Here is a 15,924-nt window from a genome sequence, read left to right as displayed (position 1 = left end):
CTCCCAGACGGATGATGCCACGGATATCGTCACTGATAATACGGGCGGAGCCTGGACGGTGACCGGTACCCAGACGCTGGAGAGTGGCAGCCGATCACTGAGTGGCGTGGACCGGGTCAATACGTCCGGAAACATTACCGACAACAGCACCACCGACTGGTCCGTGGACGGTGCCAACCTTATCTCGTCCAGCGGTCGGGGCCTGACCATTGGCAGTACCACCCAACTGACCACCCAGGGCAATGTCACCGATGCCACCAATAAAGGCTGGGCGGTACGGGGCGATAATCTGGCCTTCTCCAATGATAATAACTTGACCATTAGCGGTACGAGCCAAATTACTACTTCTGGTAGCGTAACTAATTCCAGTAGTGCTGATCAGACTGTTGAACTGAATGCCAGCAGCCTGAAGGTTGCCGAGATTACCTTTGACGGTAGCCAAACCTATATCGGTTCTGCGGGTCAGACTGATACGGTTACAGACACAACCGCAGCAGATTGGAAGGTGACCGGTGTTAAAGCTCTGACCGACGATACCCGAACTTTGAGCAATGTTGATCGCCTCAACGCCAGTGGTGCGATTACGGATCAGGGCGATACCGCCTGGTCGGTCGATGGTAAGAATCTGATCTCTTCTTCGGTTCAGGAGTTGACCATTTCCGGAACCAGCAGTTTGACTACAGCCGGTGATATCACTGATAAAGGTAATACGAACTGGTCGGTGGATGCGAAGAACCTGATTTCATCTCAGGATCAGGCTTTAACTGTTACTGGCACAAAGAAACTGACGACCCAAGGGAATATTAACGACACAACCAACAAGGCCTGGGCTGTTAAGGGCGATAATAATGCCTTCTCCAGTGACAATGACCTGACCATTGCGGGTACGGGTCAAATCACTACTACGGGTGGTATTACGAACGACAGTGGTAAGACTCAGGAAGTTACCCTGAACAGCAACAACATCACTGTTGCGGGCATTGCTTTTGCAGGCAGTACTGCCTACACCGGCTGGGATACCAGTGATGAGACCCAGCTTGATACGGTAGTAGATAACAACAGTAATGACTGGTCGCTGACAGCGATGAATACCGCTAACGATGGTACCCGTTACCTGAGCAAGGTGGGAGGGATTACCAGCAGCCAGTCTCAAGTGACCAACAACTCAGGTGGAAGCCTGACAGTCGATCTGAATAGCGACAACCTCAAGGTTGGGGGTATCCAGTTCAAAGAAGTTTCCAGTTATGTAGGCCACAGTAGTTACGACAGTGTTAACGATACACAAAACAGTAATTGGCTTGTTACTGGTAATAATACAGCCAATAACACTACATATAGCTTCAGTAATATCAATGCAGTGACCACCCAGGGTGAAGTCACTAATGACAGCAATGCCAAACAGGACGTAACTGTTGATGGAGACAGTATTTTCCTCGCGGGTATCGACTTTATTGGCAGCCGGGTGTTCAACGGTGCATCCAATTTTGATGATCTGGTGATTGACAGCAGCAACCGTGCCTGGGAACTCGTGGCAGCGAATAAGCTGACCGGTAATGGCTTTATCCTGAACGAGGTCAACCAGATCACCTCGGAAGGGGTGATTACCGACTCCGTGAAGTCTAATTGGATCCTTAACGGTACTCAGCAGGCAACCTCCAGTGCGGGTAACCTGAAGGTCGTCAACAGCACCCGGATTGTGACAGAGGGTTCGGTTACCAATAACTCCGGCAGTACCCAGACACTGTTGTTGGAAGACAGTGGCTACACCGTGGCGGGCATCAGTTTTGATGGCAGCAAGGTGTATATTGGTGCCAGTGGTCTGGACGATATCATTGATGATGAAACCACCACCCAGGGCAAAAACAGTTACACCATTGCGGATGCCGGAAAGGTGACCTATCAGGGTTACACTTTCAGTGAGATTAACGAAGTTCAGTCTCAGGCTGATGTCATTGACAGTGTTGGCAGCGATTGGTCGGTAACAGGCTCCACCATTGCCAGTGATGGCACCATTACCTTCAAGGGGATGGACAACGTTCAGACCGTGGGTGGTGTGACCAACAATACCAACGCGGATCAAGCGGTCACTCTTAATGCCAGCAGCCTCACGGTAGCGGGCATTACCTTTGCGGGCAGTCAGAGCTACACCGGTGCTGCGGATAAGAAGGATACGGTGACAGACAGCGCCAATGCAGGCTGGAGTATCACTGGTAACCGTGCTTTAACCGATAATACCCGTACGCTGTCCAATGTTGAGTACATCAAAACTGAAGGTGACATCACAGACAATGGCAACACAGCCTGGTCGGTGGATGGTCAGAACCTGATCGCATCGGCTGATCAGGGCATCACCGTATCTGGTACCCAAAAGCTCACTACCCAGGGCAATATCACTGATACCACGAATAAGGCTTGGGCGGTCCAGGGCGATAATCTTGCCTTCTCCAGTGACAATGACCTGACCGTAGCAGGCAGCAGCCAGATTACGACTGCTGGTAGTGTTACTAACGACAGTAACAGTGATCAGGCGGTAACGCTGAACGCGTACAGCCTGGTTGTTGCCGGTATGACCTTTGCGGGTAGCCAGGACTACATTGGTTCTGCAGGTAATGCGGATACTGTGACTGATACAACAGGTAATGCCTGGGACCTGACAGGTAATCAGGCCTTGAGTAATACCAGTCACAGTCTGAGTAACGTTAACCAGCTGAATACCAGTGGTGATATTTCGGATCAGAACAATGGTCACTGGTCTGTGACGGGCATTAATATGGCCAGCTCAACCGATTTCAATGTTCTGATTAATGGTGCAGGTCGAATCTCTACAACTGGTAGTGTCACCAACGCTACGTCGGCAAATCAGGCGGTTACTCTGAATGCCAGCAGCCTGACGGTAGCGGGCATTACCTTTGCGGGCAGTCAGAGCTACACCGGTGCTGCGGATAAGACGGATACGGTGACAGACAGCGCCAATGCAGGCTGGAGTATCACCGGTAACCGTGCTTTAACCGATAATACCCGTACGCTGTCCAATGTTGAGTACATCAAAACTGAAGGTGATATCACCGACAATGGCAACACAGCGTGGTCGGTGGATGGCCGGAACCTGATTGCTTCAGCCGACCAGGGCATTACGGTTTCTGGTACCCAAAAGCTCACTACCCAGGGCAATATCACGGATACCACGAATAAGGCTTGGGCCGTGCAGGGCGATAATCTTGCCTTCTCCAGTGACAATGACCTGACCGTAGCAGGCAGCAGCCAGTTCACGACTACCGGTAGTGTTACTAACGACAGTAACAGTGATCAGGCGGTTACTCTGAATGCCAGCAGCCTGACGGTAGCGGGTATTACCTTCGATGGCAGCCAGAACTACACGGGTTCGGATACCAAAAMGGATACGGTCACAGACAGCACCAATGCAGGCTGGAGTATCACCGGCAACCGTGCGTTAACCGATAATACCCGTACGCTGTCGAATGTGGAGCAGATCAATACTTCTGGCGACATCACTGACAATGGCAACACAGCCTGGTCGGTGGATGGTCAGAACCTCATTGCTTCGGTGGATCAGGGCATTACTGTATCCGGTACTGGTAAGCTCACCACCCAGGGCAATATCACGGATACCACGAATAAGGGTTGGGCTGTTCAGGGCGATAACCTTGCCTTCTCCAGTGACAATGACCTGACCGTAGCGGGCAGCAGCCAGATTACGACTACGGGTAGTGTTACTAACGACAGTAACACTGATCAGGCAGTGACGTTGAACGCGAACAGTCTGGTGGTTGCCGGTATGACCTTTGAGGGCAGTCAGAGCTATACCGGTTCGGCCACTAACACGGATACGGTGACTGACAGTATTAATGCTGCCTGGAGTATCACCGGCAACCGTACGTTAACGGATAATACTCGCACRCTGTCGAATGTGGAGCAGATCAACACCAGTGGTGATATCACCGACAATGGCAACACAGCCTGGTCGGTGGATGGCCAGAACCTGATTGCTTCAGCCGACCAGGGAATTACGGTTTCTGGTACCAAAAAGCTCACCACCCAGGGCAATATCACGGATACCTCGAATAAGGGGTGGGCCGTGCAGGGCGATAACCTTGCCTTCTCCAGTGACAATGACCTGACCGTAGCAGGCAGCAGCCAGATCACGACTACGGGTAGTGTTACTAACGACAGTAACAGTGATCAGGCAGTGACGCTGAACGCGAATAGTCTGGTGGTTGCAGGTATGACCTTTGCGGGTAGTCAGAGCTACACAGGTTCTTCTAACAGCACGGATACGGTGACTGACAGTATTAATGCTGCCTGGAGTATCACCGGCAACCGTGCGTTAACGGATAATACCCGTACGCTGTCGAATGTGGAGCAGATCAACACTTCTGGCGACATCACTGACAATGGCAATACGGCCTGGTCGGTGGATGGCCAGAACCTGATCGCATCGGCGGATCAGGGCATTACAGTATCCGGTACTGGTAAGCTCATCACTCAGGGCAATATCACGGATACCACGAATAAGGCTTGGGCCGTGCAGGGCGATAACCTTGCCTTTTCCAGTGATAATGACCTGACCGTAGCAGGCAGCAGCCAGATTACGACTACCGGTAGTGTTACTAACGACAGTAACAGTGATCAGGCAGTGACACTGAACGCGAATAGTCTGGTGGTTGCCAGTATGACCTTTGCGGGCAGTCAGAGCTACACAGGTTCTTCTAACAGCACGGATACGGTGACTGACAGCGTCAATGCAGGCTGGAGTATCACCGGTAACCGTGCGTTAACCGATAATACCCGTACGCTGTCCAATGTTGAGCACATCAAAACTGAAGGTGACATCACAGACAATGGCAACACAGCCTGGTCGGTGGATGGCCAGAACCTGATCGCTTCAGCCGACCAGGGAATTACGGTTTCTGGTACCAAAAAGCTCACCACCCAGGGCAATATCACGGATACCACGAATAAGGGTTGGGCTGTTCAGGGCGATAACCTTGCCTTTTCCAGTGACAATGACCTGACCATGGCGGGCAGCAGCCAGATTACCACTACCGGTAGTGTTACTAACGACAGTAACAGTGATCAGGATGTAACGCTGAACGCAAATAGTTTGGTGGTTGCGGGCATGACCTTTGCGGGTAGCCAGGACTACATTGGTTCTGCAGGTAATGCTGATACTGTGACTGATACAACAGGTAGTGCCTGGGATCTGACAGGTAACCAGGCCATGAGTAATACCAGTCACAGTCTGAGTAACGTTAACCAGCTGAATACCAGTGGTGATATCTCGGATCAGAACAATGGTCACTGGTCTGTGACGGGCATTAATATGGCCAGCTCAACCGGTTTCAATGTTCTGATTAATGGCACAGGTCAAATTTCTACGACGGGCAGTGTGACCAACGCTACATCAGCAAATCAGGCTGTGATGCTGAATACCAGCAGCCTGACCGTGGCGGGTATTACCTTTGATGGCAGTCAGAACTACACGGGTTCTTCTAACAACACGGATACGGTGACAGACAGCGCCAATGCAGGCTGGAGTATCACCGGCAACCGGACACTGACAGACAATAGCCGTAATCTGTCCAATGTTGAGCACATCAAAACTGAAGGTGACATCACCGACAATGGCAACACAGCCTGGTCGGTGGATGGCCAGAACCTGATTGCTTCAGCCGACCAGGGCATTACGGTTTCTGGTACCAAAAAGCTCACTACCCAGGGCAATATCACGGATACCACGAATAAGGCTTGGGCCGTGCAGGGCGATAATCTTGCCTTCTCCAGTGACAATGACCTGACCGTGACAGGTAGCAGCCAGTTCAGTACTACCGGTAGTGTTACAAACGACAGTAACAGTGATCAGGCGGTAACGCTGAACGTGAACAGTCTGGTGGTTGCCGGTATGACCTTTGCGGGTAGCCAGAGTTATACCGGTTCGGCCAATAATTCGGATACGGTGACTGACAGTACTAATGCGGCTTGGAGTATCACCGGCAACCGTGCRTTAACGGATAATACTCGCACACTGTCGAATGTGGAGCAGATCAACACCACTGGTGATATCACCGACAATGGCAACACAGCCTGGTCGKTGGATGGCCAGAACCTGATTGCTTCGGCSGATCAGGGCATTACCGTATCCGGTACTCGTAAGCTCACCACCCAGGGCAATATCACGGATACCACGAATAAGGCTTGGGCCGTGCAGGGCGATAACCTTGCCTTCTCCAGTGACAATGACCTGACCGTAGCRGGCAGCAGCCAGWTYASKACTACCGGTAGTGTTACTAACGACAGTAACAGTGATCAGGCAGTGACGCTGAACGCAAATAGCCTGGTGATTGCGGGCATGACCTTTGCGGGCAGTCAGAGCTATACCGGTTCGGCCAATAATTCGGATACGGTGACTGACAGTACTAATGCTGCCTGGAGTATCACCGGCAACCGTGCGTTAACGGATAATACCCGTACGCTGTCGAATGTGGAGCAGATCAACACAACTGGTGATATCACCGACAATGGCAACACAGCCTGGTCGGTGGATGGTCAGAACCTGATTGCTTCAGCCGACCAGGGCATTACGGTTTCTGGTACCAAAAAGCTCACCACCCAGGGCAATATCACGGATACGACGAATAAGGGTTGGGCTGTTCAGGGCGATAACCTTGCCTTCTCCAGTGACAATGACCTGACCGTAGCGGGCAGCAGCCAGTTCAGTACTTCCGGTAGTGTTACTAACGACAGTAACAGTGATCAGGATGTAACGCTCAATACCGACAGTTTGGTGCTCGCAGGCATGACCTTCGCGGGTAGTAAGAGCTACATTGGTGGGTCTACTACCATAGATAACGTGACGGATAATACAGGGAATGCCTGGAATCTTTCAGGAAACCAGGCTCTCAGTAATACGACTCATAACCTGAGTAATGTGAACCAGCTGAAGACCAGCGGAGATATTACTGATCAAAACAATGGTAACTGGTCTGTTTCTGGCACTAATACGGCCAGCTCGAGCAATTATAATGTTCTGATTGATGGCACTGGCCGTATAGTTACAACCGGTACTGTCACCAACAACACTTCTGCTGACCAGACAGTGACATTGGGAGTCTCCAGCCTGTCATTCGCTGATATCAGTTTTGATGGCAGCACTACTTATATTGGCTCATCCACTAATACTGACACGATTGTTGACAACAATAATGCCAGTTGGAGTTTGACTGGGAACAATGCTCTAAAAAGTAGTTCTCATACGCTGTCCAATATTAATGTTGTTAGTACCAGTGCAGCGATCACCAATGCGTCAGGAACCAGACAGACAGCCAGTATTACAGGCAGCAATAATATAGATGTAGCAGGAATCAGCTTTAACAGTGCTACAAGTTATAGCGGTGGTACTGATAACGCGGATAGTGTTACAGGCACCGATTTGAGCTGGCAGCTTCAGGATGAAAGTAATGCTGTTTCTGCAGCTGGAGTGAGCTTTAGCAATATTGGAAATATTTCCGATACGGGTTCCAGCAATCAGCTGGCCGGAGTTAGCAGTAACGAAACCTACGAAGTAACAGGTGACACTGCCCTGACTACCAAGGGAATGGCAATCACGGGTATTCGTATGATCTATGCCGGTGACGGTGTTGATCAGGTGATCAGTAACAACAGCGCTGAACAATGGCAGTTGAACGGTGATAACCAGATCATTGCTCAGGGTATGACTTTCCATGAGGTTGAACAGGTGAATGATCAGGCCGGTAATGGTTCTCTCCTGGGCTCCAGCGGCGATGACACTATTACCTGGACTGGAAACAATACACTGAACAGTTATGGCGTTGATTTCACAGGTATTAAGAGTATTGATACGGGTGCCGGTAATGATACCGTCTATGTGGATAGCAGCTTAAGCTCTCTGGACAGTCTGGCCGGTGGTGACGACAGCGATACTCTGGTTAATAGAACAGAAGGTTTGAGCTGGGATTTAACCTCGTCAGCTACCAGGCTGGGTGGTTTTGCCTTCACCAGTTTTGAGAATCTGACTCATACATTAAGTACTCTGGATCTTACAACGGATTCAGCAGTCAGTCTTTCTGTAGGGACGATTGGCACACCTGGCGCAGTGAACAAGTCCATTAACTATACCAATCCATTGGATCTGTTAACTCTGAGCACTTCCAGCAGTATCAGTGGCACTACAGATGTGACCAATCTTAATGCTACTGCAGGTGGCAGTATTAATGTTGTATCGACGGATACTCTGACGATTGACAACGCCGTGAGTCAGACTGGAGATGTTGAGTTCACTGCAAACTCAGGGGATCTCAATATTAATTATGTAGAAGCAAATGGAGGCGCAGGTACCGCAAGCTTCACAAGCAATACCGGGAATATCTATGCCGTATCGAAAGATACAGCAGAGCCGCATATTGTTGCTAAGGTCACTAACTTTACTGCATTGCTACAGGTCGGTGACCAGGTCAATCAATTTGTAATCGACAGTACAACAGATGGGCAAGTGAATATTATTTCTGCTGCCTTTGTATCCCCTGTCTTTACCGATGCGACTCCTGAAGTGGTTTCTGTGGGTGAAAAACTCCTGTCCATCAACGAAGCAGTAGCTCTGTCTGCCTTCAGAACAACCTCTCAGCAGCTGGCCGATGAGCTGGGCAGTGTTGACCCCGCTATCTTTACCCAACTGAACAACTTTAACGTTGGTTCTGAAGGGGTGGCATTGCCGCTGGAAGGCGACTTCCTGTTAGTTGAGAACGGTCTGACGTCTATCCAGGCGCTGCCATCGGATGCGACTGCTGCGGGTGAAGAAGAGGAGGAAGAAGGCGTTTATTGATTCTTCTTTCTAAAATGCAAAACCCTTCAGGCTTTATAGTTTGAAGGGTTTTTTTTATTCGAAACTGCTATTCAGTGGGACTACAGGTACTCCATCTTTGATAGCAAAAAATTCATCTATACCCTCGATATAAACTCTTAGTACTACCGGTGTTTCTGCTCTTACCACGTTTACCCATATCTTCTTGTTGTGTTGCCCAAGCAGTGTTTTTAGTGTTGTCAGTGCATTCTGGCCATAGGGCTCTTGTTCATCTTGTGGGTGATGGAATGCTTCTTTCGTGTTGGTTCTTTTGAAATCAATATCAATACAGGGCTTAAGTGCAGGCCATTCTGCAAGTTGTTGACAAGCACTGGTGTATTTTTGATGTTCCTCTTCTCCATAGCGTTTGAAGTATTCCAGCATTTCTTCCGTTTCCAGTAATGATCGGAGCAGGGCATGCTCGTGACTGATGCTGGCGCCTTTGCCTGAGATAAAAGGCTCGGTTTGTTGATCACAGACACTTATGTAAGCTGGAAGGCCAAAACGATTGGGCATTCTGAAACACTCAATTTGGCATTGATGGTTCATTTCAATCCGTTCTGTTATCTCCCTGGCTGATTCAGGCAATGTAGCTCTATCAAGAGCAGTGGCTACTTTTCTGTTAAAGCAATGTCTTACCAGAAATCCAGCCAGTGCATCTCTTTCGATCAGTTCTGTGACTCCATGAACCAGTGCATCTTCGTATCCACATCCACTGGCCACACCACTGGTTGTGGCCATGAATAAATAGTTTGAATAGAAATCCTGCATGGTCTCCGGGCATGATGATGCATAGCTCCATTCCGCTGCTGCTAGAGGCATCAATGCGTTTTCAGGTTCTTTGCTCAGCCAGTTGGAATAACTGAGAAAGGGAAGTTCTTTTGAGAAGAGCTGATTGGACCTGGACAGCAATTCGGAGCTGAATCGTTGAGGCAAGCCTAGAACAGTGCTTTGATTTTCTAGAAGGTCTTTGAGTGAAAGGAACTCAATAGGTGAGTCAGTGTTAAGACTTTGCAGTTGGCAAATCAGTAACTCAAAGGCTTCGAAAGCAGCACTCACCATGGCTTGCTCCTGAGTAATCCCTTTTCCGCTCCCTCTCGTTGAGATACCTGAAGCTGGATCTTTGAGCTCTACTATCCAGCATTGTCCTGCGGTATGAGTATTAATCTCTAAACCCATAAAATTGCAGGTTTTTCTCCATTGAGCAAGGGCACCCTCGCTCGTTCGATAGATGTCGTTCAATGCGGCGGGTACCCTGAGAATAATTTAAAAAATGTCTTTCTTTTGGCAGAGTTGATTCAGTGCTTGCCGACGTTTGGAAGAAGGCTTCTCGGAAGGTTTGTTGTGCTCTGATTTCAACGACAGACGATCATTAAACTCTTTTGAGAAAAAGCCAACATGACCGACAAGGGACAGGGATAGTGTTTTCATAGTGCTCTCCTGTTGTGACTATTGTTAAAAAATTAAAATAATTATCAGAGAGTCGGTGAGAAGTTAAAAAGATAATTTTGAGATATAACGGGGTCTATCTATGACGTATGGGGCTCAATGGCTGAGGATAAATAAACATTTATTCAGGCTAACTTTTAAAAAAACCATGCCGCTGGCGTTCTCTTCCATGATGATGCACGCGGCAAGTCGGGATTTACTAGGCGGAGTAGGGGACTGTTTTATCTCCCTGCGGTTCCAGGTTTACCTCCTGGCTGACATGACAACAGTCGGCAATAGCAACCGTAATATTGTCCTTGCCTCCCAGTCGGTTGGCTTCCTCAATAAACCGGTAGCAGCATTCCAGTGCGGGTCTATGGGTTGAAAGCACATACTCGATTTCGTCGTTATCAAAGTATTCCGTTAAGCCGTCACTGCAAAGCAGGAGAATACTGTCACCGGTCAGTTCAAATTCGGAAATCCTTGGATCGATTTTTGGACCCACACCCAGCGCCTGGGTTAACTGGTTTCTGACATTACTGGTGCGTGCGTCTTCTTCAGAGAGTGCACCACTGTCAATCATGTTCTGAACTACAGAGTGATCCCGGGTCAGTTGTTTCAAACCATAACGGTTGTCCCACAGGTAAGCCCTGGAGTCACCAATATTGGCTACCACCAGCTTATTCTGCCAGATGACAGCTATTACTATGGTGGTTCCCATCTGTTGTAATTGGGGGTTGGCTACTTTTTCTTCGAGAATACGTTGATTGGCTTCTGTAATGGCCTGAAAGATTTCAGACTTTAGAATCATGGGTTGTTGTTGAGGTGTGCAGGAAGAAAAGGTACTGGACTGAATGGACTGTAACCGTTGGGAGATAATCTCCACTGCGAGCTGGCTGGCTCTGGCCCCACCATGATAGCCACCCATACCGTCTGCAACCACAATCAGAGAGAAAGCGTCCTCATTATTGGCTAGCCAGTATAATGAGTCTTCGTTCTCTTCCCTTATACGGCCTATATCGCTTTTGCCGTCAATGGCTATCCGAAACATTGTTATTATTGATCCTGTGTGAATTGCATGATCACACTCTCCATTTTACATGGAACAGAATGGAAAACCACTGGATTATGCTGCTTGTGTTGTTCTTGAATCCCATCTCTGTCAAAAGCTTTAGCGGTCTACATTCAGGTACTATTTGCTGAGTCAGGCTCGTCAGCCATGGCTACTGCGGGTATAAAAGCAGCAGCCAGGCAGAGAGATAACGTATTGAGTGTTTTCATTGTTCTTTCCGAACTTATTATTGTGGTGTTGGGAGACTGGGGCTGTAGTTAGATAGCGTCAGTTCCTGTTTCGCCAGTACGGATACGAATCACTTGCTCAAGAGGGCTGACAAACACCTTGCCGTCACCAATTTTGCCGGTATTGGCTGCATTAATGATTGCTTCTATAGCACGCTCGGCCAGTTCATCAGAAACAGCCAGCTCCAGTTTTACCTTGGGCAGGAAATCGACCACATATTCAGCACCACGATACAGTTCAGTGTGACCTTTTTGACGACCAAAACCTTTGACTTCAGTGACGGTCATGCCATCAATGCCCACTTCACCGAGTGCATTGCGAACATCATCCAGCTTGAATGGCTTGATGATGGCAGAGATCATTTTCATGTGTTCTTCTCCTGATTTTTTGCCATGAATGCATTTTCAGATTGCTTGTTCAACTCATGGCTTTGTCTGCACTGTTGCAGTGCTTTATTGTTAAAACTGCTTTAGATCTGCACAAAGCCGGAACATTTTACTTGAAGCAGGCCCCAAATCTGAAGCAAAACCCTTCTTTTATGCACTGATATGTAAAAGCGGGTGGTATATAAGGCTTCATCCCTGGGTTGGCTTATGAAGGAAGATGACGTCCTGAGCTTCAAAACTCAGTTTCGCTCCCCACTGATCCGCCAGTATCTGAAAAGTGTCTTTTGAATAGAAGCAGACATGGGTGGGATCGTTCTTGTAATGCCAGCGCGAAAAAGCTTCCTGATCAATCACCAGCTTGGTCATCAATGCCAGAGTTCCACCGGGCTTTACCATACCCCAGAGCTTCGGGAGCCAAATATCCGGTTGGTGAATATGCTCAATCACTTCTGTTGCTGTTATAAAGTCGTAACGCTCGTTCAAAGCAGCTTCATTCGGATGAAAAAATGGATCGTACAAAGCCATAGCCCATCCAGATTCTTCCATCATCAATGACAGCGCTGGCCCTGGACCGCAGCCAAAGTCGAGTCCTTTAGCATCTGGCGATAGCGTTTCTTTAAGAGGGTTTATGACTCTGGAAAGGAATTTTCGGTAACCCGGGTCTGAGGCGTCATTCTCATGAAGTTCATACTCTGAGCGCTCTTTTTCCGGGCTTGGCCAGCTTTTGGGATCAGCGAAAACTAATGCGCATTCAGAGCACTGGAAGTAGTTTCTTCGATTGTCGCTGGCATAAGGTGGTGATGCAGAATGGCAGAGAGGGCAATCATAGTTTGCGGTGTCCGGGTCAGAAAACGGCAAAATTCTTTCTTTCATGATTGCTTTAGTTTCCATTGTTTAAACTGGGAAGGTCGTAGTCCATATCGGGCCAGAACACCTTCGTGCAAACGTCTGAGCTCTTCGATAATCAGTGCAGAAAAGTCTTGTTTGCTGATGCCATCCAGCGTAGCAGGAATCAGTTTTTCGATAAGTTCAACAGGATCATTGTCTGGCGATAATACGACCTCATGAACAACCTGCTTAATAAGGTTTCTGTATTGCAGGCGAAGAGGGTCAGGTGCAACCAGTTGTTGCTTTATCGCCAGATATTCCTGAGTGGAACGCTCATAGGCCCAAAGGTAGAGGTCACGCAGCATTTCAACTCGTGTCATTTCATAGACCCCCAAAGTTGCACGACTATAAGCTTCTACAGGTACACCTAAAAAGGTCATGGGGCAGAGATTGGCTTTTATTAGCGGTAAGTTAGCGGCCAGGCGCGATGTTCGTTTATTGACATCAGCAAAAGGTTGTAGATAGGGCAAGTGCACCATCATGAAGAAAGATTGCTCTAAAGGGTCTTTGATAGCATCTGCTTTTTGCAATAACAGATCCAGTAGTTCACTGAGTACTCTTTCTCCGGCGAGTGGCTTGAAGACACTTTTACCGATTTCAACCTGGTGGTGACGTATGCGGCCTTCATCGGCAGGGTTAGGCAAAAGGTTTTCAGACAGGGCACTGTGCAGGTTGAGTACCATAAAACGATTCATTGATGCGTCTTCGGCGTTATCAATAAGAAGCTCTATTGCTGTTTTATGGTTGAGAATCATCTGGGCTTCCAGAGTTGCTTTGCCTGCAGCTTCCTGTCCCTGTTCAATCAGCTTTACAGTATCCAAACGGCTGTATGTATTGCCCTCAAGATGACTGGATGCCCAGGATAAATCAATCAGTAAACGATTGAAGATGGCTCGGCCATAAGTGCCTGCTGGTTGAGTTTCCTGTTCTGTTTGACCCATTCTGAGCAATTGCTTTCTCAGTGGGGCAGGTAAGTAGAATGTTTTGTTCGGGCGGTAACTCTCTATAAAGTCACGTTGGTAGCTTACAGGATGACGAGAGCTAAATGGACGTTGCAAGTAGTCAAGAATTTCCTTGCTATCCGCTGACAGGGGTATGTAATCAGCCAGCAGGCTGGAATCAGTAGATTCTTCTGCTTCGGTACGGGCAGTATATTTCCGTGAGCGGCCTTTACCAATAACATGAATCTTCTCTTCACTAATCCATTCGCTGAGTTTGCGCTGAAGTGTTCGTCTGGATGTATCAGGGTGCTGCTGAAGTAACTCAGAAATCGATAAGGGTGTGCTGGAGTTGAGCAAACTCTGGAGTATTTTCTTCGTTGCATCCATACATTCGACCTGGATTTGGCACAATTAATTCAACTGCATGGCACAATTATGGCGCAATTAGCTTAATTGTGCCATTTTGGGTGGGTGTTTGGCGCGATTAATCGAAGACTTTTATTGAGCACTAATGTACCACTTTTGATGAGCATGGTTTCTAGCAGTTGTATTAACATTCTCTAGCCACTGCATAGAAGTAACCCAGTACATAAATCATACTCAAATTTTAGATCTATCCTTAGCAATCCTAATTAAGACTTTCTTTACGTGGATTGTAATTATGTTAAATATGTCTTTAGGGCGAGTGGTATGTACCATGATTTTGCTGACGACCAGTATTGCTGCACTGGCCGTTGAATCTGAATCTTTGTCTGTAACTTCTCCTGCAACGTCTCCAGTGGTGTCTCCTACTCCCTCAGCAAACGCCGGGTATATATACGAGAAGGCATTTTGTGGAGGGAACCCGTGTGTAGATCTGACAATTCTGGGTGAGAGCTTCACTTTCCTGATCAATACTTGCGAATATTACACCGTTGCTGAGAGTGAAGTAATTAACCTGCTTTCTTCACAACCTACAGAAGTTGAGGTCAAGGATTTCGAGGGTAGGGCAGCAAAACTCTCATTTTATAAACCTGCGACAATGCGCTTGGGTGGTGTCAAACCGCTTCGCTCTTCTTATCCTATAGCGAGTCAGGAGGTTGGCGGTTATAAGAAACACCATGGAATATCCGGCATCCTGGGGGCCAGAGATATGATGGGGCTTATCTGGGATATTGATTATGAGAATCAGAGGCTCAGGGTGTGGAAATCGTTCAATGAAAGTAATGAGTCTTTTGATGTGCGCACAAGTATTCAGGGAGTCGGTCTTGCCAGCAAACCTCTACCCAGTACACAAGTGACGCTGGCTAAGCATACTTTCATTCTGGAACTGGAACTGTTGGAGCCTGAGGATATCCAGATCAATCACAACTTTATCAAAATACTCGAAGAGGCATCAGCCATCGAAATTAAAGGTTCAAGAATACTGGGGCGTTTTTTTGAAAATGGCTACAAAAGCGGCGCCCAGTACACCATGACAGAAGGGAAGCAAGATACTACGGTGGGTGGGTATAACTACCACAATATATTTACTGTCATGGCAGGTTATGATCAGCATATTGGCCGAGGCTTCTTTAGCCGGCAAAAACGTGTAGTGATTGACCTGAAAAGTAACCAGCTATGGATAGTGCCAAACCCAGAGTTTGATAACTGCCTTGCTGAATCAGGGACTAATGATTCTGACTAAGGGTTTGTCTCGAAATAACTTCCCGGTTTACATACAGATTCCGTTCAGGCTTAGCCTGAACGGGTTTAACATGGAAGTTATGTCAGGAGAATTCCTAAAGGGTATGAAAGGAAGTGTAAAGCCTCCATTGCTCCAATAATGATGCTTCTGGCATATGATTATTCATCACCTTAATCATGGAATAATGTCATCGGAAGAAAATGATTGGTTGATTGAGTCAGTCGTTTTTTGATGAGACAAAAAGAAACCCGCGCCTCTGGGGGAAGAGTACGCGGGTTAAGACCATTAGGAGTGAAACATAGGTACACAATCCAAGTACCAAGGTCATGTTACTGACCCAGGCTGATTGGCCGTAGGGGGAAGTCGACCGAATCAGCACGTGTAATTATGGTGCAGAATTTTAATGCGTCCACTGTGTTTTAAGATCAATTCCGAATAAT

The 15,924-nt window shown here is 47.9% G+C and carries 8 protein-coding genes; 2 read left to right on the top strand and 6 right to left on the bottom strand.

From position 1 onward, the window contains the following. Positions 1 to 58: 58 nt before the first annotated feature. Positions 59 to 8,857 (top strand): hypothetical protein, encoded by an 8,799-nt coding sequence (locus tag WG89_RS31410; RefSeq protein WP_216638564.1) that lies wholly within the window; start codon positions 59 to 61, stop codon positions 8,855 to 8,857. 54 nt (positions 8,858 to 8,911) lie between these two features. Here the strand turns inward: WG89_RS31410 and WG89_RS26645 are convergent, their stop codons facing one another. The 6 genes from WG89_RS26645 to WG89_RS26625 all read right to left on the bottom strand — a co-directional run bounded on the left by WG89_RS26645 (position 8,912) and on the right by WG89_RS26625 (position 14,205). After that, positions 8,912 to 10,117: a YcaO-like family protein gene (locus tag WG89_RS26645; protein ID WP_172806928.1), complete on the bottom strand. Its 1,206-nt coding sequence runs from the start codon at positions 10,115 to 10,117 to the stop codon at positions 8,912 to 8,914. Between the two features lie 24 nt (positions 10,118 to 10,141). Beyond that, positions 10,142 to 10,306 carry a hypothetical protein gene (locus tag WG89_RS30765; protein ID WP_153301850.1) on the bottom strand — a complete coding sequence of 55 codons (165 nt, stop codon included), beginning with the start codon at positions 10,304 to 10,306 and terminating at the stop codon, positions 10,142 to 10,144. Positions 10,307 to 10,523: 217 nt separating this feature from the next. Then, on the bottom strand, positions 10,524 to 11,354 hold the full coding sequence (locus WG89_RS26640) for a Stp1/IreP family PP2C-type Ser/Thr phosphatase (RefSeq protein WP_062270690.1): 831 nt from the start codon (positions 11,352 to 11,354) through the stop codon (positions 10,524 to 10,526). Between the two features lie 278 nt (positions 11,355 to 11,632). Next, positions 11,633 to 11,971, bottom strand: coding sequence for a P-II family nitrogen regulator (locus tag WG89_RS26635; RefSeq protein WP_062270689.1), 339 nt, complete (start codon positions 11,969 to 11,971; stop codon positions 11,633 to 11,635). A 207-nt stretch (positions 11,972 to 12,178) separates the two neighbouring features. Further along, positions 12,179 to 12,862 carry a class I SAM-dependent methyltransferase gene (locus tag WG89_RS26630; protein ID WP_062270688.1) on the bottom strand — a complete coding sequence of 228 codons (684 nt, stop codon included), beginning with the start codon at positions 12,860 to 12,862 and terminating at the stop codon, positions 12,179 to 12,181. Beyond that, positions 12,859 to 14,205, bottom strand: a complete 1,347-nt coding sequence (locus WG89_RS26625) for a Fic family protein (protein WP_062270687.1) — start codon at positions 14,203 to 14,205, stop codon at positions 12,859 to 12,861. The genes WG89_RS26630 and WG89_RS26625 overlap by 4 nt, the downstream gene beginning before the upstream one ends. A 310-nt stretch (positions 14,206 to 14,515) precedes the next feature. Here WG89_RS26625 and WG89_RS26620 point away from each other — a divergent pair, with 310 nt between their 5' ends. Then, positions 14,516 to 15,484: a hypothetical protein gene (locus WG89_RS26620; protein WP_062270686.1), complete on the top strand. Its 969-nt coding sequence runs from the start codon at positions 14,516 to 14,518 to the stop codon at positions 15,482 to 15,484. Positions 15,485 to 15,924 lie beyond the last annotated feature (440 nt).

The organism is Endozoicomonas arenosclerae, assembly GCF_001562015.1.
Classification (GTDB): domain Bacteria; phylum Pseudomonadota; class Gammaproteobacteria; order Pseudomonadales; family Endozoicomonadaceae; genus Endozoicomonas_A; species Endozoicomonas_A arenosclerae.
Note: the sequence above shows the minus strand (reverse complement) of the source record. Positions and strands in the feature narration are given on the sequence as shown.